The 17,482-nt window shown below is 62.9% G+C and carries 15 protein-coding genes; 11 read left to right on the plus strand and 4 right to left on the minus strand.

Going from position 1 to position 17,482, the window contains the following annotated elements; all coding sequences use genetic code 11:
* Nucleotides 1-123: 123 nt before the first annotated feature.
* The gene (locus tag ACIOAU_RS03690) at nt 124-1,743 is read left to right on the plus strand and encodes a PvdJ/PvdD/PvdP-like protein (RefSeq protein WP_401180012.1); all 1,620 of its coding nucleotides are present in this window, start codon (nt 124-126) and stop codon (nt 1,741-1,743) included.
* A gap of 33 nt (nt 1,744-1,776) precedes the next feature.
* Here the strand turns inward: ACIOAU_RS03690 and ACIOAU_RS03695 are convergent, their stop codons facing one another.
* Genes ACIOAU_RS03695 through ACIOAU_RS03705 form a run of 3 tightly spaced genes read right to left on the minus strand, consistent with a single transcriptional unit; the run spans nt 1,777 to nt 6,324 of the window.
* Nucleotides 1,777-3,180, minus strand: a complete 1,404-nt coding sequence (locus tag ACIOAU_RS03695) for an efflux transporter outer membrane subunit (RefSeq protein WP_101318091.1) — start codon at nt 3,178-3,180, stop codon at nt 1,777-1,779.
* Between the two features lie 3 nt (nt 3,181-3,183).
* A complete protein-coding gene (locus tag ACIOAU_RS03700; RefSeq protein ID WP_188035659.1) occupies nt 3,184-5,145 on the minus strand; it encodes a MacB family efflux pump subunit in 1,962 nt (653 codons plus the stop codon).
* Nucleotides 5,146-6,324: an efflux RND transporter periplasmic adaptor subunit gene (locus tag ACIOAU_RS03705; protein WP_101318096.1), complete on the minus strand. Its 1,179-nt coding sequence runs from the start codon at nt 6,322-6,324 to the stop codon at nt 5,146-5,148.
* Nucleotides 6,325-6,541: 217 nt separating this feature from the next.
* Between ACIOAU_RS03705 and ACIOAU_RS03710 the strand changes: the two genes are divergently transcribed.
* From ACIOAU_RS03710 to ACIOAU_RS03720, 3 genes are all read left to right on the plus strand, one after another.
* The gene (locus ACIOAU_RS03710) at nt 6,542-7,018 is read left to right on the plus strand and encodes a sigma-70 family RNA polymerase sigma factor (protein ID WP_101318098.1); all 477 of its coding nucleotides are present in this window, start codon (nt 6,542-6,544) and stop codon (nt 7,016-7,018) included.
* Nucleotides 7,019-7,174: 156 nt separating this feature from the next.
* Nucleotides 7,175-7,654 carry a response regulator gene (locus ACIOAU_RS03715; RefSeq protein WP_101318100.1) on the plus strand — a complete coding sequence of 160 codons (480 nt, stop codon included), beginning with the start codon at nt 7,175-7,177 and terminating at the stop codon, nt 7,652-7,654.
* Between the two features lie 68 nt (nt 7,655-7,722).
* The gene (locus ACIOAU_RS03720; protein ID WP_401180018.1) at nt 7,723-9,063 is read left to right on the plus strand and encodes an MFS transporter; all 1,341 of its coding nucleotides are present in this window, start codon (nt 7,723-7,725) and stop codon (nt 9,061-9,063) included.
* A gap of 208 nt (nt 9,064-9,271) precedes the next feature.
* Here the strand turns inward: ACIOAU_RS03720 and ACIOAU_RS03725 are convergent, their stop codons facing one another.
* Nucleotides 9,272-10,936, minus strand: a complete 1,665-nt coding sequence (locus ACIOAU_RS03725) for an electron transfer flavoprotein-ubiquinone oxidoreductase (protein ID WP_101318104.1) — start codon at nt 10,934-10,936, stop codon at nt 9,272-9,274.
* Nucleotides 10,937-11,475: 539 nt separating this feature from the next.
* Here ACIOAU_RS03725 and ACIOAU_RS03730 point away from each other — a divergent pair.
* The 7 genes from ACIOAU_RS03730 (at nt 11,476) to ACIOAU_RS03760 (ending at nt 17,406) form a co-directional block, all read left to right on the plus strand.
* Nucleotides 11,476-12,225 carry an electron transfer flavoprotein subunit beta/FixA family protein gene (locus tag ACIOAU_RS03730; protein WP_101318106.1) on the plus strand — a complete coding sequence of 250 codons (750 nt, stop codon included), beginning with the start codon at nt 11,476-11,478 and terminating at the stop codon, nt 12,223-12,225.
* Nucleotides 12,226-13,155 carry an electron transfer flavoprotein subunit alpha/FixB family protein gene (locus ACIOAU_RS03735; RefSeq protein ID WP_101318108.1) on the plus strand — a complete coding sequence of 310 codons (930 nt, stop codon included), beginning with the start codon at nt 12,226-12,228 and terminating at the stop codon, nt 13,153-13,155.
* Between the two features lie 72 nt (nt 13,156-13,227).
* Nucleotides 13,228-14,049: an ABC transporter substrate-binding protein gene (locus tag ACIOAU_RS03740; RefSeq protein ID WP_101318110.1), complete on the plus strand. Its 822-nt coding sequence runs from the start codon at nt 13,228-13,230 to the stop codon at nt 14,047-14,049.
* A 10-nt stretch (nt 14,050-14,059) separates the two neighbouring features.
* Entirely contained in the window at nt 14,060-14,413 is a 354-nt protein-coding gene (locus ACIOAU_RS03745) for a DUF4398 domain-containing protein (protein ID WP_101318113.1), read from the plus strand.
* Nucleotides 14,410-15,219: an OmpA family protein gene (locus ACIOAU_RS03750; RefSeq protein WP_101318115.1), complete on the plus strand. Its 810-nt coding sequence runs from the start codon at nt 14,410-14,412 to the stop codon at nt 15,217-15,219. The genes ACIOAU_RS03745 and ACIOAU_RS03750 overlap by 4 nt, the downstream gene beginning before the upstream one ends.
* A 192-nt stretch (nt 15,220-15,411) precedes the next feature.
* Complete coding sequence (locus tag ACIOAU_RS03755) at nt 15,412-16,854, plus strand: PLP-dependent aminotransferase family protein (RefSeq protein WP_101318118.1); 1,443 nt, start codon at nt 15,412-15,414, stop codon at nt 16,852-16,854.
* Nucleotides 16,855-16,917: 63 nt separating this feature from the next.
* Nucleotides 16,918-17,406 (plus strand): hypothetical protein, encoded by a 489-nt coding sequence (locus ACIOAU_RS03760; protein ID WP_401180026.1) that lies wholly within the window; start codon nt 16,918-16,920, stop codon nt 17,404-17,406.
* The last annotated feature ends 76 nt before the right edge of the window (nt 17,407-17,482 follow it).

Below are 17,482 nucleotides of genomic sequence, written 5' to 3' on the forward strand. Positions count from 1 at the left end.
CTGCGGCGGGCGGGCGCTGGTCGCCCGCTCGCCGGCGCCTGGCCGAGCGTTAAATTCAACCTGTGGTTATCCGTTCTAGCTTGGACACCACCTGCAGCACCATCGCATTTGATCAGAGGCGCAATGACCATTTCTCGACGCGGCTTCATCGCTGGCCTGGCGCTGGCGGGGGCTACTGGCACGGCGGCTTACTACGCGCACAGGCAGCTGACCCACGACCCGGCCGACGACATCGTTACCCCCGGCGAAGCGACGGTGGAGCCTGCCGATTTCACCGGCCAGGTGCTCGCCGAGCAGATGCGCGGTGTTTGGGACCTGCGCTTCGAGGGCGTTGATGGCGGCCTCGAGGGCTTGCCACTCACGGGCGTGCAGGCGTTTATCGACGTCGCCACCAAGGGCCGTGGCCTGCGTGGTTTTGTCGATACCGGCGAGCAGTTGCGCGCTGACGGCGTGGCCGCCTACCGCATTCTCGGAGACCTGGTCGGGGCCAATTCGCGGCAGGTGCGCTGGCGTTTGATCAGCCTGCGCGGCGGCCCCGGCTACGAGTGCATCGCCACCCTGGATGAGGTCTGGGGCGAGTTCGCCAATGCCGGCAACGCCAGCCTCAGTGGCCGCTTGCAACGGGTCGACCGCTCGCTGACCCTGCCGGTGCCGGACAGCCGCTTCGTTGCGATCAAACGCAGTTTCCCCGAAGCACGTGAGCGCCTGAAGTACAACGCGGCGATGCAGGCCTGGGTGATCAGCCCCGAACATCGCTTGTTCCATCAGCTCTGGCACGCCACCCGCGACCAGTGGCACAAGCTCCCCGAAGACAAGCGCAACGCCCTGCGTGGGCTCGGTTGGCAGCCCGGCCCACGTGAGCAGGAGCGCGATGCCCGCGGCCCGCGCAAGCACCGCAATGGCTCGGGTATCGACTTTCTGTTCATGCACCGGCACATGCTCGCGGCAGCGCGGCAGTTGCAGGACTTGCCCGCCTGGCAGCAGTTTCCGCTGCCGCAGCCCAACGTCGAGTTCGACCGTCAGGGCTTTGCCCGCTACCACGAAAACCACGACGGCTGCTGTGTGCCGCCCAGCTGGCAGGCGCCGGGCGACGAGCCGTATGGCCAGTGGGTTGCAGCGATCAAGGCCAGCGAAACGTTCTGCAGCAACTTCCAGGTGTGGGAGTCGCAGTATCAGGACCCGCAGTACCTGGCCAGGCTCAGCCTGGGCGAGCTTGGTTCGGAAATGGAAATGACCCTGCACGACTGGCTGCACATGTGCTGGGCCTCGGTCCCGCGCGACCCAAGCAACGGCGCTCCGGTGCCGTTTGCCCGTGATCCGAGCGACTTTGCTCCGCGCTGGTTCGGTGCCGACAACGATTTTCTTGGCGATCCGTTTTCATCCCACGTCAACCCAGTGTTCTGGGGCTTTCACGGCTGGATCGACGAGCGCATCGAGGACTGGTATCAGGCCCATGAGCGGCTGCACCCGGGCCAGGTGCGCCGGCTTGAGGTGAGCGGGGTGAAGTGGTTTGCGCCTGGACGCTTCGTCGAGGTCGGCGATCCGTGGCTGGGGCCGGACACCCACGGTTGCAGCAGCACGCCCGGCCTGCGCGTGGGCAAGTCGGTGGAGATGGACGTAGAGACCATGAAGCTGGCTCTGCGCATCACTTTTGCTGAAGACGACACGCTCGCCGGGTTGGTGCGCAAGGTGCCGCAGCGGCCTTGGTATGCGCGGCACTTGTCGCTGAAGAATATCGTCTGAAGCCGGCCTGGGGCCGCGGCCCCGGGCGTTCGCCTACTGCTCGACCTGCCAGCCACCGCCCAGGGCTTTGTACAGCGCTACGCTGCCTTGCAGGCGGGCCAGACGCAGTTGCGCCTGTTGGTCCTGGGCCAGGTACAGCGTGCGCTGGGTTTCGAGCACGCTGAGCAGGGTTTCGGCGCCGGCGCTGTAGCGGCGTTGGGCGATATCGAAAGCCAGCCTGGCCTGGGTGAGTTCCTCATCCTGCCACTGGCGCTGACGGTCTATCCCGCTGATCGCGTTGAGCGCCTTTTCCACATCGGCAAAGCCGGCAACGATGCTGCTGCGGTAGTTCTCCAGCAGTTCCTCCTGCTCGGCCGTGGCCAGGTCGCGGGCCGCACTGAGGCGGCCGTTATTGAAGATTGGCCCGATCAGCCCGGCTGTCAGGGTGTAGTAGGGGCTGTCGAGGATGTCGGCGAAGGTGCGCGCGCCACTGCCCAGTTCGGCGCCCAGGGTCAGCCGCGGCAACAGTGCAGCGCGGGCGACCTGAACATTGGCACTGGCGGCGGCCAGACGTGCTTCGGCGGCGGCGATGTCCGGGCGGCGGCCGAGCAGGTCGCTGGGCACACCACTGCCGATCTGCGGCCAGCGCACGGCGCTGATGCTGGCGCTGGTCTGCGGCAGATTCTGCACCGGTTCGCCGAGCAGTGTGGCCAGCGTCACGCGGTTGTCTTGCCACTGTTGTTCGAGCAACGGCACTTGCCGTTCCTGAGCGGCGACCAGACTGCGCTGCTGGGCAAGCTCCAGGCGAGTGGCAGACCCCGCACCCTGGCGCGCCTCGACCACGCCGAGCACATCGCGCGCGTTGGCCAGGTTGAGGCGGGCGATGCGCAGTTGCTCTTGCAGGGTCAGGCCACGCAGGTAGCTGTCGGCAACGGCGCTGGTCAGGGTCAGCTCGACGGTGTGCCGATCAAAGCGGCTGGCGTCGACCTCGCGCAGGGCGCTGTCGCGGGCGGCGCGCACACCGCCCCAGAAGTCCACCTCGTAGCTGGCGTTCAAGCGTGCATCGAAGGCGGTGCTGGTGCGCTCGCTGCTGCTGGCGTCGAGCTGGTCGTTACCCTCGCCACGCAGCAGCCGCTGGCGGCTGGCGTCGAGGCCGTATTGCAGGTCCGGCAGCAACGGCGCGCCGGCAATCACCGCTCGCGCCTGCGCCTGGCGTACCCGTGCGGCAGCGCCGGCAAGGTCGTGGCTGTTGAGCCGGGCGCGCTCGACCAGACCGTCCAGCTCGCTGCTGGCAAACGCCTGCCACCAGCGGGCATTTGGCAGCGGGTGGTTGTTAACCTCACTGCCGCCTTGCCAGGCCGACGGTGCCGGAAGGTTGGCCTCGGGGGCGGGCGCGGTACTGCAGGCGGCGAGGGCAAGGCTCAGGGATAACAGGCTGATGCGGCTGGGCAAGGTCATGGATTATTCGCTGGTAAGGGCTTTGACCGGATCGAGGCGGGCGGCTTTGCGCGCCGGCATAAAGCCGAACACCACGCCTGTCACCACGGCGCAGGCGAAGGCGCCAAGAATGGCCGGCAGGGCGAAGGCTACGGCGATGTCGGCCAGCAGCAGGCCGCCGCCAATCGCCAGGGCGAGGACAATGCCGGTCACGCCGCCGACCATCGACAGCATCACCGCCTCGCTGAGGAACTGGCGGAGGATGTCGCGCTGACGGGCACCGGTGGCCATGCGGATGCCGATCTCGCGGGTGCGCTCGCGCACGGTCATGAGCATGATGTTCATCACGCCGATGCCGCCGACCAGCAGCGAGATCGCGGCGATGGCGCCGAGCATCAGCGACAGGCTGTTCTGCGTGCGTGCTTCGGCCTGAATCAGCGCCGCGTCGTTGGTCAGTTCGAAATCCGCCTTGCCCTGGTGGCGCTGGCGCATCAAACGCTCGATGGCTGCTTCGGTGGCGCTGACCCTGGCCGAATCGGCGGCGGCGATGATCACGTACTCAGGGTCGTGGCTGCCGAACAGGCGGATCGCCGCTGCGGTATAGGGCACCACGATGCGCTCGTCGCTGTCCTGATCGCCGGAACTGGCACCCTTGGCCGCGAGCATGCCGATTACCTGAAACGGCACGTTGCCGATCAGCAGGTACTGGCCGATCGGATCGCTGCCCGGGGCGAGCAGCTTGTCGCGGACCTTCTGCCCGATCACCGCCACAGCGGCGCCGGAGCGCTCGTCGGCCTCGGTGAAGAAGCTGCCGGCCACCACCGGCCAGTTGAGAATATGCGGGAACTGGATATTGTTGCCGCCGACATAGAACTGCTGATTGTTGTTGCCATGACGGACCATCAGCTCGCCGCCAATGACTGGCATGATCCGCTCGACCTGCGGCAGTTGCGCGACCGCGGCAACGTCATCGAGGCTGACGATGCCGCCCGGTTCGCGCAGGGTGGCGTGGCGCCCGCTCAGGTAGAGGATGTTCGAGCCAAACGCGGCCATCTGCGCCATGACCTGGCGCTTGCTGCCTTCGCCTACAGCGAGCATGACCACCACCGAGGCGACGCCGATGACGATGCCAAGCAAGGTCAGTGCGGTGCGAAAGCGGTTGATCCACATCACCCGCCAGGCGGCTTGCAAGGCTTCGACCAGCTCGCCTTTCCAGGCGCCGCGCTCGACGGCGCCCTGATCCAGACGCTGGCGTAGGTCATCGGCCTGCAGCCCTTGTATGACCACAGGCGGCTGGCCAGCCGCCGAGTCGCTGACGATCTGCCCGTCACGAATCTCGATCACCCGCGCTGCTCTGGCCGCGACTTCGCGGTCGTGGGTGATCAGGATGATCACATGGCCCTGGCTGGCCAGTTCGTCGAGCAGGTTCATCACCTCGGCGCCGCTGTGGCTGTCCAGCGCACCGGTCGGCTCGTCGGCCAGGATGATATGGCCGCCGTTCATCAGGGCACGGGCAATCGATACTCGCTGCTGCTGGCCGCCCGACAACTGATGCGGACGGTTGCCGGTGCGGCTGGCCAGGCCCAGCCGGTCGAGCAGGGCGGCGGCACGGGCATGGCGCTCGGCGGCCGCGGTCCCGGCGTAGATGGCCGGCATCTCGACGTTTTCCTGGGCTGAGCCAGACGGAATCAGGTGGTAGCCCTGGAAGACGAAACCGAACGCTTCGCGGCGCAGCCAGGCCAGCTCATCGCTGTCCAGTTCTGCAACGTTCTTGCCAGCGAAGTGGTAGCTGCCGGAGGAGGGCCGGTCGAGGCAGCCGAGGATGTTCATCAAGGTCGATTTGCCGGAACCGGAGGTGCCGACGATGGCGACGAATTCACCCGGATGAATGCTCAGGCTGACCCCGCGCAATACCTGCACTTCAGGGCTGTCGATACCGCCGTAGACTTTGCAGATGCCGTTCAGCTCGATCAGAGGCACAGACATTCAACCTCCGCTGGCGCTGGGCGCGCCGATGACCAGTTGCTCGCCTTCGGCGAGGCCGTCGAGGATCTGCACGCGCAGTCGATCACTGAGGCCGGTGCGGACCTCGCGCTGCTCGATCTTGCCGTCGCGCTTGACCACCTGCGCCAGGCGCAGGCCCTCGGCCTTGCCTTCGTCGAAGGCGGCCAATGGCGCGGTCAGGACCTGGCTGGCCTGGCCGGCGACGAAGAACACCTGGGTGGTCATCTCGGCCATCAGCGCGCCGTCGGGATTGTCGACATCCAGCAGTACCGTGTACTGCACCACCTGGCTGCCGGTGGTACCGGCGCTGGCGCTGGCCGGGCTGCCGCCACCCTGGCTGGTCTGATCCAACGGCTTGGGCGGGATCGGCAGGATCTGCCTTACCTGGCTGGTCCAGCGGCGCTTGCCGCCGGCGAGGGTGGTGAAGTAAGCGCTCATGCCCGGCTTGACCTTGCCGATGTCGGCTTCCGAGACCTGCGCCCAGACGGTCATCGGCGACAGCTTGGCGATGCGCAGGATCAGCGGGGTCTGCTGTTGGGCGTTGAGGGTCTGGCCCTCGCGCGCGTCCAGCGCCACCACCGTACCGTCCATTGGGGCAAAGATACGCGTGTAGCCAAGCTCGGCTTCATCACTGCGCAAGCTGGCCTGGGCCTGGCGGATCTGCGCCTGGTACATGTCGATGCGCGCCTGGGTGACCTTGAGCTGGGCGTCAGCGCTTTGCAGGTCTTCGGCACGGGTGGCGCCGGCGGCAGCCAGTGCACGTTGGCGCTGCTGTTGTTGCTGGGCTAGCTGGAATTGCGCGCGTTGCTCAGCCAGTTGCGCCTTGAGGTTGTCGATCGAATAACGCCCGGCATCGAGCCTGGCCTGTTGCGTCGAGGGGTCGATTTCGACCAGCAGCTGACCCTGGCGGATCGGGTCGCCGACTTCGACGTGCAGCTTGCGGATCTGCCCCGACGCCTGCGCCCCCACGTCGACGTAGCGGCGTGGCTGCAGGGTACCCAGCGCGGTGACGCTGCTTTCGATGTCGGCGCGGGTAACCGCGACGGTGCTGACTGGCGCGCCAGCCAAGGGCAAGCTGGCCCAGGCCAGTACGCTGCCCAGTGCCAGCAGGCCGAGGCCACCGAGCAAAACACGGTGGCGGGTGGTGGTTGAGCGACTCATGCGAACTTCCAGCCAGTGAGGTTGGCCACACGCTGCCAATCAGGGCGCGCACGGAGGTGCCAGATAGACGAAAGCGCTGTATCCGGATTTAGCCGGAAAAGGTGATCGCGTGCTTGTTGCTGAGAATAATTATAATTTGTAAGATCGCACTCTGATATCACTCAGTCCCGCGTCAATGCAGTGCATATTGCCCAGCAGGGAGACGCCAGGTGCCGTTGTGGAACATTATTATCGCGAGTTGGTGAGCTTTCTTTGCGCGCGTCTGGGCAATCGCCAGGCCGCCGAAGACGTGGCTCACGACGCTTATCTGCGGGTGCTGGAGCGTACCGATACCCAGCAGATCGAGCATCCCCGCGCGTTCCTTTATCGCACTGCGCTCAACCTGGTGATTGACCGCCACCGCCGCCACCTGATCCGCCAGACCGAATCGCTCGATGTGCTCGACAGCGATGAGCGCTGGCACAGCCCGGCGCCGTCGCAGAGCATGCAGCTTGGCCAGCGCCTGGCACTGATGCAGCGCGCACTGGATGAACTCAGCGCGCCGTGTCGCGAGTGTTTTCTGCTGCGCAAGATCGACGGTCTGTCGCATCCGCAGATTGCCGAGCGTCTGGGTATTTCCCGCAGTCTTGTGGAAAAGCACATCGTCAATGCCATGAAGCACTGCCGCGTGCGCATGCGCCAGTGGGAATCGTGAACGGCGGCCAGTGAAAATCCCCGTGCTGGCACCTTGATTTCTCGCGTTTTAGCGACGAGTATCAGTAAAGACCCCGCCTGGTAGTGACCGGGCATGCCTGAACTGGCGCAGTATGGTCATGGAGCGTGTGTCCTTACCTCTGCCCAGGTTCGATCGATGCCTCATAAATCCTTGCGCATCCTCATCGCCGACGAGCACCCGTCCCAGCGTTTGCAGCTGGAGAAGATGCTCAATGCCATGGGGTATTACCGGATCGCCCCGGTGGAAAACTTCGAAGACTTGCAGCGCCTGGTGCAGAGCGCGCTGCAGCCGTTCAATCTGTTGATTGGCAACATCGAGCTGGCTAGCCACGCCGGTGTTGATCTGGCGCGTTTCTGTCGGGTCAGTTCGCAGATTCAGCATGCCCTGCTGTATCACTCGCAGCGCCTGAAAGTGCCGGCGGTGCCGCAGACCGAGCGCAAGGCGGTGAGCATCAGCCTACCGAAAGTGCCTGACAGCGAGGCGTTGGAGTCATTTATGGCAATCATCGACCTGCCGATGGTGGTCGGCCAGTTGCCGCTGCCGCCCGGGCTTTCCCCAGGCTCGGGCTATCCAAGACTGCGGCGCAACTTCGCCCAGACCGTGTTCAACCGCTAAGCCTGGATGCGCCTGATGGCCGCAGGGTTTGTTATCCTCTCGCCCTTTGCCGATCTGCGGACTCTGCCATGACTGCCATCGATAGCGCGCCTGCGCCGCGGTTTACCCGCGCTGACCACCGGACCCTGGGTCTGGCGGCGCTGGGCGGCGCGTTGGAAATCTACGATTTCATCATCTTCGTGTTCTTTGCCCTGACCCTCAGCCAGCTGTTTTTCCCGCCGGAAATGCCTGAGTGGCTGCGTTTGTTGCAGAGCTTCGGGATTTTTGTGACTGGTTACCTGGCGCGGCCGTTGGGCGGTATCTTGATGGCGCATTTTGCCGACCACCTGGGCCGCAAGCGGGTGTTCAGCCTGAGCATCCTGATGATGGCGCTGCCGTGCCTGCTGATCGGGGTGATGCCGACCTACGCCGACATCGGCTACGCCGCGCCGTTGATCCTATTGGCGCTGCGGATTCTGCAGGGCGCGGCAGTGGGCGGTGAAGTGCCCAGCGCCTGGACCTTCGTTGCCGAGCATGCGCCAGATGGCCGGCGCGGCTACGCATTGGGCTTTTTGCAGGCTGGATTGACCTTTGGTTATTTGCTCGGCGCGCTTACCGCTACTTTGCTGGCGCAGCTGTTTACCCCGCAGGAGATCCTTGATTACGCCTGGCGTTACCCGTTCTTGCTTGGCGGGGTGTTCGGCGTGATTGGGGTTTGGCTGCGCCGTTGGTTGAGTGAGACGCCGGTGTTTCTGGCGCTGCGTGAGCGGCGTGAGCAGCCGGTGGCGTTTCCGTTGCGCCAGGTGTTGCGCGAGCATCGGCGGGCGTTGCTGCCGGCGGCGCTGCTGACCTGTGTGCTGACTTCGGCGGTGGTGGTGTTGGTGGTGATTACGCCTACAGTGATGCAGCAGCGCTTTGCTATCAGTGCTGGGCATACCTTTGCCTTGAGCAGTGTCGGGATCGTGTTTTTGAATATTGGTTGCGTGCTGGCGGGGTTGCTGGTTGACCGCATCGGGGCGTGGCGGGCGTTGCTTGTTTATAGCCTGGCGCTGCCGGTGGGGATTGCCACGTTGTATGCGAGTCTGGTGGGGCAGTGGGGGATGATCTGGCCGGCCTATGCGCTGGCGGGGCTTTGCTGTGGGGTGGTGGGGGTGGTGCCTTCGGTGATGGTCGGGTTGTTTCCGGCGCAGATTCGGGTTTCCGGGATTTCCTTTACCTATAACGTGGCATATGCATTGTGGGCAAGTACTACGCCTTTGGCTTTGATCGCCTTGATGCCTTGGAGTCCTTGGGTTTGTGTGGGGTTCTGTTTGGTGATGGGGGTGGTTGGGGTGGTGACTGCGCTGTATTTTCAGGGGCGGAAGTCGTTGGTGTTTGCAGGTGATAGTTCTGCTTCAGGGGCGGCTTTGTGTCGCGAGGGGGCTGCTTAGTTAGGCTTGGCTGTCTTCGGGTTGATCGCGGGTCTTTTGAGCTTATCCATTTGATTTATAGATAGTTCTGGCCCCTTTCGCCCTTACGGCGAGTCACCTTTTTGGGGCGCGCGGGCGTTTGCCAAAAAAGTGACTCGCCGTAAGGGCGAAAGGGGCTGGACCTACCCATGCATCACATGGACAAGTCCCAGCCCCCAGCCTCAAACAATCACATATTAGGGTAGTTAGGCCCACCCGCACCCTCAGGCGTAACCCAGGTAATATTCTGCGCCGGATCCTTGATATCACACGTTTTGCAATGCACACAGTTCTGCGCATTGATCTGGAACCGCTTGGCGCCATCTTCCTGCGTAACCACCTCATACACCCCAGCCGGGCAATATCGCTGCGCCGGCTCGTCATACAACGGCAGGTTACTGGCAATCGGTACACTCGGATCAGCCAGCTTCAAGTGGCAAGGCTGCTCCTCTTCATGGTTGGTACTGGAGAGAAACACCGAACTCAGCTTGTCAAAGCTCAACTTGCCATCCGGCTTCGGATAATCGATCTTCTTCGAGTCTGCCGCCAGTTTCAGGCACGCATAATCAGGCTTGGTATCACGCAGGGTGAACGGCAGCTTGCCGGCAAACCAGTTCTGGTCGACATAGTTGAAGGCAGCACCAAACAGCGGCCCGAACTTGTGCATCGCCGGGCCAAAGTTACGGCTGGCAAACAACTCGTCATGCAGCCAGCTGGCCTTGAAGCCATCGACGTAGCTATTGAGCACATCACCGCCTTCACTCCCGGCCAGCAACGCAGCAGCCACCGCATCAGCGGCGAGCATGCCTGACTTCATCGCCGTATGGCTGCCCTTGATCTTGGCGAAGTTCAGCGTGCCCAGGTCGCAACCAATCAGTGCGCCGCCATTGAAGACCATCTTCGGCAGCGAGTTGAAGCCGCCCTTGGCGATTGCGCGGGCGCCGTAGCTGATGCGCTTGCCGCCTTCAAGGTACTGGCTGATCACCGGGTGATGCTTGAGACGCTGGAACTCATCGAACGGCGACAGGTACGGGTTGGAGTAGGACAGGTCGACGATAAGGCCAACCACCACCTGATTGTTCTCCAGGTGATAGAGGAACGAGCCACCGGTGTTCTCGTTGCTGACCACATCCAGCGGCCAGCCCGCGGTATGCACTACCAGGCCTTGCTCGTGCTTGCTCGGGTCGATCTCCCAGATCTCTTTGATGCCGATGCCGTAGTGCTGCACATCCGACTCGCTGTCGAGATTGAAGCGTTTGATCAGCTGCTTGCCGATGTGCCCGCGGCAGCCTTCGGCGAACAGGGTGTACTTGGCACGCAGTTCCATGCCTGGGGTGTACAGGCCATCTTTCGGCTTGCCTTCGCGGTCGACGCCGAGGTCGCCGGTGAGGATGCCGCGAACTACGCCGTTGTCATCGATCAGCGCTTCCTGAGCGGCAAAACCTGGATAAACCTCGACGCCGAGGTTTTCCGCCTGCTGGGCCAGCCAGCGGCACAGGTTGCCCAGCGAGATGATGTAGTTGCCCTGGTTGTGCATGGTCTTGGGCACGAACAGGTCAGGCACCTTGGTCGAGCTGCCGGCATCTTTGAGGACATAGATGTCATCGCGTTTGACCGCGGTGTTGAGCGGGGCGCCGAGCGCTTTCCAGTCAGGGAACAGCTCGTCCAGCGCGCGCGGTTCGAACACCGCGCCAGAGAGGATGTGAGCGCCGACTTCGGAGCCTTTCTCGACCACGCAGACGCTGATCTCGCTACCGGCTTCGGCGGCCTTCTGCTTCAGACGGCAGGCGGCGGACAGGCCTGCCGGCCCGGCGCCGACAATGACCACGTCGAATTCCATGTATTCGCGTTCCACTGGTTCTCTCCTACTCAAGGCTCATCGCTGTTTCTTGTCGGGGGACGGGCAGTCACCGGTAGCTATCTAGGCTGTAGCTTTACCGAACACGGACTACACCGCTGGGTCATGCCGCGCATTATATCTACACCACTCCAACGGTCCAATACAAACGTTTGTTTGAATTTGCCGCAGACCAGTAAAATCACAGGGAGGCGGCTGGAGGCTGGCCGATTTGCCGTATTGACCAGGCTGGGTGTTACGGTCAAGATACGAGCGGTTTTACGCTCGCCGTAGGCTGATCGATGAGCGCAGGAGCACCCCTAAAGACCAGGTGTAGAGCAGGGTTTTCGGGCTGAAAGCCGTCATGTAGTGGAGTTTACACGCCACCACAGAAAATGACCCGCAGGTTCTACCTCGGCAGTCGCTACAGGACTTATCAGTCACAGTGAATAATCCTCTGGCCGATACGTTTTTAGAGGTGCCCTTGTACCCACGCGCAATCGCCGGGCCTTTGTCCCCAGGCGAGTTTCTTTTCACCGGAGAGTAACGAGGAATCCATGAAGGTTCTTGTAGCTGTCAAACGAGTGGTCGACTACAACGTCAAGGTTCGCGTCAAAGCGGATAACTCCGGCGTCGACCTTGCAAACGTCAAGATGTCCATGAACCCCTTCTGCGAAATCGCGGTGGAAGAAGCCGTACGCCTGAAAGAAAAGGGCATTGCGACCGAGATCATCGCCGTTGCAGTCGGCCCGACCGCTGCCCAGGAGCAACTGCGCACCGCGCTGGCCCTCGGCGCTGACCGTGCCATCCTGGTCGAGACCAGTGATGAACTGAACTCGCTGGCCGTGGCCAAGGTGCTCAAGGCGCTGGTGGACAAGGAGCAGCCGCAACTGGTGATCCTCGGCAAACAGGCGATCGACAGCGACAACAATCAGACCGGGCAGATGCTCGCGGCGCTGACTGGCTACGCCCAGGGCACCTTCGCCTCCAAGGTTGAGGTGGCCGGTGACAAGCTCAATGTCACCCGTGAAATCGATGGCGGCCTGCAGACTGTATCGCTGAACCTGCCGGCGATCGTCACTACCGACCTGCGCCTGAACGAGCCGCGCTATGCGTCGCTGCCGAATATCATGAAGGCCAAGAAGAAGCCACTGGAGACTGTTACTCCGGACGCGCTGGGCGTTTCTACCGCCTCCACTGTGAAGACCGTAAAAGTCGAAGCGCCGGCTGCACGCAGCGCGGGTATCAAGGTCAAGTCGGTGGCTGAACTGGTCGAGAAATTGAAGAACGAGGCGAAGGTAATCTAAATGACTATCCTGGTTATCGCTGAACACGAGAACGGCGCTGTTGCCCCGGCCACCCTCAATACCGTTGCTGCTGCCGCCAAGATTGGTGGTGAAGTCCACGTACTGGTCGCCGGCGCCAACGTTGGTGCTGTCGCCGAAGCCGCAGCCAAGATCGCTGGCGTGGCCAAGGTGCTGGTAGCCGACAACGCCGCCTATGCCCACCTGCTGCCGGAAAACGTCGCGCCGTTGCTGGCCGAGCTGGGCAAGGGTTACAGCCACGTGCTGGCTCCGGCCACCACCAACGGCAAGAACATCCTGCCACGGGTTGCTGCACTGCTGGACGTCGACCAGATCTCCGAGATCATCGCGGTCGAGTCTGCCGACACCTTCAAGCGCCCGATCTATGCTGGTAACGCCATTGCCACCGTGCAATCGAGCGCGGCCGTCAAGGTCATCACCGTGCGTACCACCGGCTTCGATCCGGTTGCTGCCGAAGGTGGTTCGGCCACTGTCGAAGCCGTCAGCGCTGCCCACGATGCCGGCAAGTCGGCGTTCGTTGGCGAAGAGCTGGCCAAGTCGGACCGTCCCGAGCTGACTGCTGCCAAGATCGTCGTTTCCGGCGGCCGCGGCATGGGTAACGGTGACAACTTCAAGCACCTGTACACCCTGGCCGACAAGCTCGGCGCCGCCGTTGGTGCATCCCGCGCTGCGGTAGACGCAGGCTTTGTGCCGAACGACATGCAGGTCGGTCAGACCGGCAAGATCGTCGCGCCGCAGCTGTACATCGCCGTCGGTATTTCCGGCGCGATCCAGCACCTGGCCGGTATGAAAGACTCCAAAGTGATCGTTGCGATCAACAAGGATGAAGAGGCGCCGATCTTCCAGGTAGCTGATTACGGCCTGGTCGCGGACCTGTTCGAAGCAGTTCCGGAGCTGGAAAAGCTGGTCTGATCCGCCTGCTTCACTTATAAAGAAGCCCGGCCCTCGACATGAGGGCCGGGCTTTTTTCATAAGGAGTGGTGGATGAATTTTCGCAGAACGGGCAGGGCGCTGGTCTGCCTGGCCGCGCTGATGTCGCCTGCGGTCATGGCGGCCGGCAAGTGCGAGCGCCTGGTCGCCACCGGCAGCCCGGATGCGCCGCCTTATTCATGGCAGGACCCGCAAGACCCGCGGCACCTGATCGGGGCCAACGTCGACCTGCTGCGCCAGGTGGCGACCGAGCTTGGCCTGAAGCTTGAAGTGCTGCATGCCGGCCGCCGCGATCAAGCGCTGGAAGAGGTGCGCAGCGGGCGTATGGACCTGTTGCTCGATACGCCCATGCAGGTAACCCAACTGGATGCCCTGGATTACATCCACCCTGCGCTGCAGCTCAATGAATACCTGGTCTGGACCCGGCATGACGGCGCCGTGGTGTTCGACGGGCCGGCTGATCTGGCTCGCTACCAGGGCACTTTGTCCGAGCGGGCGCGGCTGACCCCGGCCTTCGAGGCCTTTGCCAAGGCGCAGCTCAAGCTGGTGCCGGCGCAGAACCTGACTCAGGCGTTCCAGAAGCTGGTGCTCGGTCAGGTTGATTATGTGCTGGCCGGGCGCTACTCGGGCATGGCCATGGTCCAGGGCCTGGGCATGGCCAATGACCTGATCGCCCGTGGCCTGCCGGTGGACCGCCCCGGGCTGTACCTGGCGGTGTCGCACAACTCGGCCTGCAATGACGCCTGGTTGCGCGGACAACTGGCAAAAAAACTGACAGAATTGCCGATCTCCGGTGCATCCGAAACGGTGCTGCAACGTAACGTCGAACGCTGGAAGGCGCAGATGTTGGTGCCCCAGGATGCCCCCAAACAGTAGGAAGACCGTGTTGAGAATCCAACCCTTGATGCTGGCCCTGGCCATCACCAGCCTGGCTGGCTGTGCCAATGATCCGGCGCCCACTGAACAACTGCGGCTGTCCGAGCAGGCGCTGGAGCAGGCCAAGGCCGTCGGTGCCACCGATCAGGTCGAAGCGCTGAAGCTGGCAGACGAAAAACTGACTCGCGCCAAAGCCAATCTGCTCAGCCAGGACAATCGCGATGCACGCATGCGCGCTGAGCAGGCCGAACTGGATGCGCGCCTGGCCGAGGCACAGGTATTGACGCTCAAGAGCGAAGAGCAGTTGACCGTGCTGCAGTCGCGCGTCAAGCGCTTGCGCAAGCAATTGGAGGCGCAGCCATGAATCGCACTACGCCAATCGCGGCGCTGGCATTGCTGGCGCTGGTCGGTCTGCAGGGCTGTGCCAGCCAGCGCAGCGAGTCGGCCCTGGAGGATGCCAGCGCGGCGTTCCAGAAGGTCAAGGATGACTCCAACGTGCTGCGCAGTGCGCCACGCGACGTGATCCGCGCCGGCGAGTCGCTTGCCAAGGCCGAGCGCTTGTCCAGCTACATCGGCACCGGTGCCGATGTGCGCCACTACGCTTATCTGAGCCAGCGCTACAGCGAGATCGCTGCCGAGCACGCCAAGCTTTCGTTGAATCAGGAGCGCATCGCCAAGCTTGATCTGGAGCGTCAGCGCCTGCAGTTGGCGCTACGTGAGGCCAAGCTGGCCAGTGTGCAGCAGCAAGGCAAGTGGGTCGAAGCGCAGATCAGCGCGCTGGCCTCCGAGCAGAGCGAACGCGGCCTGGTGATGACCCTCGGCGATGTGCTGTTCGACACCGGTCGGGCTGATCTGAAGAATTCGGCAAGTCGCACCGTGCTCAAGCTGGTGCAGTTTCTCCAGCTCAATCCGCGCCGTGTGATCCGCATCGAGGGTTACACCGACAGTACTGGTACGCCGGAAGACAACCTCAAACTGTCGCGTGATCGTGCACAGGCCGTGGCCGATATGCTGGTCGATCTGGGTATCGACGAGAAGCGTATTCAGGTCGAGGGTTACGGCGACCAGTACCCGATCGACGTCAATGCTTCGGAGCGGGGCAGGGCGCAGAACCGCCGAGTCGAGATCGTCTTCTCGGACGACAAGGGCAAACTCGCCGCGCCACGCTGACGGATGCTGCTCGCGGGGCCGTTGCATGGCCCCGTGAGCTGGCGTGGATAAACCCTGAAAGGGTGCTGGTCACGTAACTGTAATGTCGACTATTCTGCAATCTGTCCCCGTACACTTTGCAACTGTTCCGGTATTCTGCCTGTCAGTGAGTCGCATAAAAACAACGACCCGTACGCGCTTCGAGAATCCGTCATGACCAACCTGCTGCTGTACCAGCGCATCGCCCAGCAACTGGCTGAGGACATCCGTCGCGGTGTCTACCAGCCCGGTGAGCGAGTACCGTCGGTGCGCAAGATGAGCGCGCAGCTCAATGTCAGCCACGCAACCGTGCTTCAGGCCTACGCCAACCTGGAAGATCAGGGGCTGATCCGCGCACGGCCGCAGTCCGGCTACTATGTGCACCAGACGCCAGCGTTGACTGCGCAGACGCCGGACATCGCCCGCGTCGAGCGGCCTGGCCTGGTCACCCGCGCGACCATCATCCAGCAGGTACTGACCGAGGCGCGTCGGGATGGCGTGTTCCCGTTCGGCGCTGCCGTGCCACATGTCGACTATCTGCCGGTACGAGCGCTACACCAGCAATTGGCCAAGGTCACCCGTTTTCATAGCCCGCGCGCGTTCAGTTACATGTTCAGCCCGGGCTTCGAGCCACTGCGTCGACAGATAGCCATTCGCATGCGTGATGCCGGTGTGTTGGTCGACCCGAGTGAGATCATCGTGACCCATGGCTGTGTCGATGCGCTGCAGATGTCGCTGCGCGTGCTGACCCGGCCGGGCGACCTGATCGCAGCCGAGTCGCCGACCTATTACGGCCTGCTGCAACTGGCTGATCTGCTTGGGCTGAAAGTCATCGAGATCCCCAGCGACCCTGCCAACGGCATCAGCCTTGAGGCATTGCAGCTGGCGGCCAATCAGTGGTCGATCAAGGCGCTGGTGCTGACTGCGCGATTGAGCAACCCGCTTGGCGGCACCATCCCGGAAGAGCGCCAGAAGCAGCTGCTGCGGCTGGCGTCGGACTTCGACATCCAGATCGTCGAGGATGATATCTACGGCGAGCTGATGTTCGAACAGGGCCGCACCAAGGCACTCAAGGCCTACGACCGGCTGGATCGGGTGATCTACTGCTCGAGCTTTTCCAAGACCTTATCGCCCGGCGTACGGGTGGGCTGGATGATTGCCGGCCGTTATCAGGCCGAGATCCAGCGCTTGCAGACTTTCACTACCCACTCGGCTTGCAGCGTGACTCAGATGGGGGTGTCGGCATACCTGGAAAACGGCGGCTATGACCGCCACCTGCGCTTTATCCGCCAGGAATACCGCAAGAACCTCAGTGCGTATCAGTTGGCGGTGCAGCAGCACTTCCCTGAGGGCACGCAAATGACCCGGCCAACCGGCGGTTTCATCCTTTGGGTGAGTCTGCCTGGGCGGGTCAACACCCAGGAGTTGCATGTGCGCGCGCTGGAGCAGGGCATCAGTATCGCGCCAGGGTTGATCTTCAGTAATACCGAGCAGTTCAACCACTGTATTCGGCTCAATTGCGGTATCCCGTGGAACAAGGAAGCCGAGCGCGCCGTGATCACCCTTGGCCTGCTGGCCCATCAATTGTGCAAAGACTCGGCCAGTTCACTGTTCTAGTCTTGCCAGACTCAGGCGGAACCGCCAGCATAGTCCTGTCATTCAGCGGTGTTTATGGAGTTCATGAAAGCGCTTCGCTGTTTTGCCCTGTTGTTTTGCCTGGCTCCGCTGTGTTTCTCCAGCGGTGCGCTGCAGGCTGCGTCCACAGCGCCCGTCGCTGCCCCGGCCAAGGCGGCCAGCAAAGCCACCTCTGGCAAGGCGAGCACGCCCCCGGCAAAGGCTGCGGTACGCAAGAAGGCCAAGGCCAAGCCTGTGGCGAGAAACAAGCGCAAGGCAGTCAGCAAGGCTGTGGCCAAACCGGTACCCAAGACCAAGCTCGACCTCAGCTTGCCTACGCACCTGGTCGACAAGCTGGAACCGGAGGTGAACACCTTGTCGTCGCAACGGCGCAAGCCTCTGCTGCCGTCGATGTTCCCGGAGAACCCGCCGGCGGATGACAGCCCATTTCAGCTCAACGGGCGCTTGATCAACAACGAGATGCAGCTGCAGTTGCGCAATGACAGTCGGCGTGAAGTCGAAGGCGCTGCCATCGATTTTCAATTCCGCCAGTAACTGCAACTGACTGCCGGGTCACGGCAGATTTCATCTGGCCAGCAATTTCAAACGAATGTTTGAGTCGTTACTATCA

The sequence above is a fragment of the Pseudomonas sp. NPDC088322 genome, from assembly GCF_044740745.1.
Classification (GTDB): domain Bacteria; phylum Pseudomonadota; class Gammaproteobacteria; order Pseudomonadales; family Pseudomonadaceae; genus Aquipseudomonas; species Aquipseudomonas shirazensis.

What these genes read in the sequence shown, in the direction of transcription:
- ACIOAU_RS03690 (WP_401180012.1), top strand. Translation starts at nt 124, where the DNA reads ATGACCATTTCTCGACGCGGCTTCATCGCTGGCCTGGCGCTGGCGGGG.
- ACIOAU_RS03695 (WP_101318091.1), bottom strand. Translation starts at nt 3,180, where the DNA reads ATGACCTTGCCCAGCCGCATCAGCCTGTTATCCCTGAGCCTTGCCCTC.
- ACIOAU_RS03700 (WP_188035659.1), bottom strand. Translation starts at nt 5,145, where the DNA reads ATGTCTGTGCCTCTGATCGAGCTGAACGGCATCTGCAAAGTCTACGGC.
- ACIOAU_RS03705 (WP_101318096.1), bottom strand. Translation starts at nt 6,324, where the DNA reads ATGAGTCGCTCAACCACCACCCGCCACCGTGTTTTGCTCGGTGGCCTC.
- ACIOAU_RS03715 (WP_101318100.1), top strand. Translation starts at nt 7,175, where the DNA reads ATGCCTCATAAATCCTTGCGCATCCTCATCGCCGACGAGCACCCGTCC.
- ACIOAU_RS03720 (WP_401180018.1), top strand. Translation starts at nt 7,723, where the DNA reads ATGACTGCCATCGATAGCGCGCCTGCGCCGCGGTTTACCCGCGCTGAC.
- ACIOAU_RS03730 (WP_101318106.1), top strand. Translation starts at nt 11,476, where the DNA reads ATGAAGGTTCTTGTAGCTGTCAAACGAGTGGTCGACTACAACGTCAAG.
- ACIOAU_RS03735 (WP_101318108.1), top strand. Translation starts at nt 12,226, where the DNA reads ATGACTATCCTGGTTATCGCTGAACACGAGAACGGCGCTGTTGCCCCG.
- ACIOAU_RS03740 (WP_101318110.1), top strand. Translation starts at nt 13,228, where the DNA reads ATGAATTTTCGCAGAACGGGCAGGGCGCTGGTCTGCCTGGCCGCGCTG.
- ACIOAU_RS03750 (WP_101318115.1), top strand. Translation starts at nt 14,410, where the DNA reads ATGAATCGCACTACGCCAATCGCGGCGCTGGCATTGCTGGCGCTGGTC.
- ACIOAU_RS03755 (WP_101318118.1), top strand. Translation starts at nt 15,412, where the DNA reads ATGACCAACCTGCTGCTGTACCAGCGCATCGCCCAGCAACTGGCTGAG.
- ACIOAU_RS03760 (WP_401180026.1), top strand. Translation starts at nt 16,918, where the DNA reads ATGAAAGCGCTTCGCTGTTTTGCCCTGTTGTTTTGCCTGGCTCCGCTG.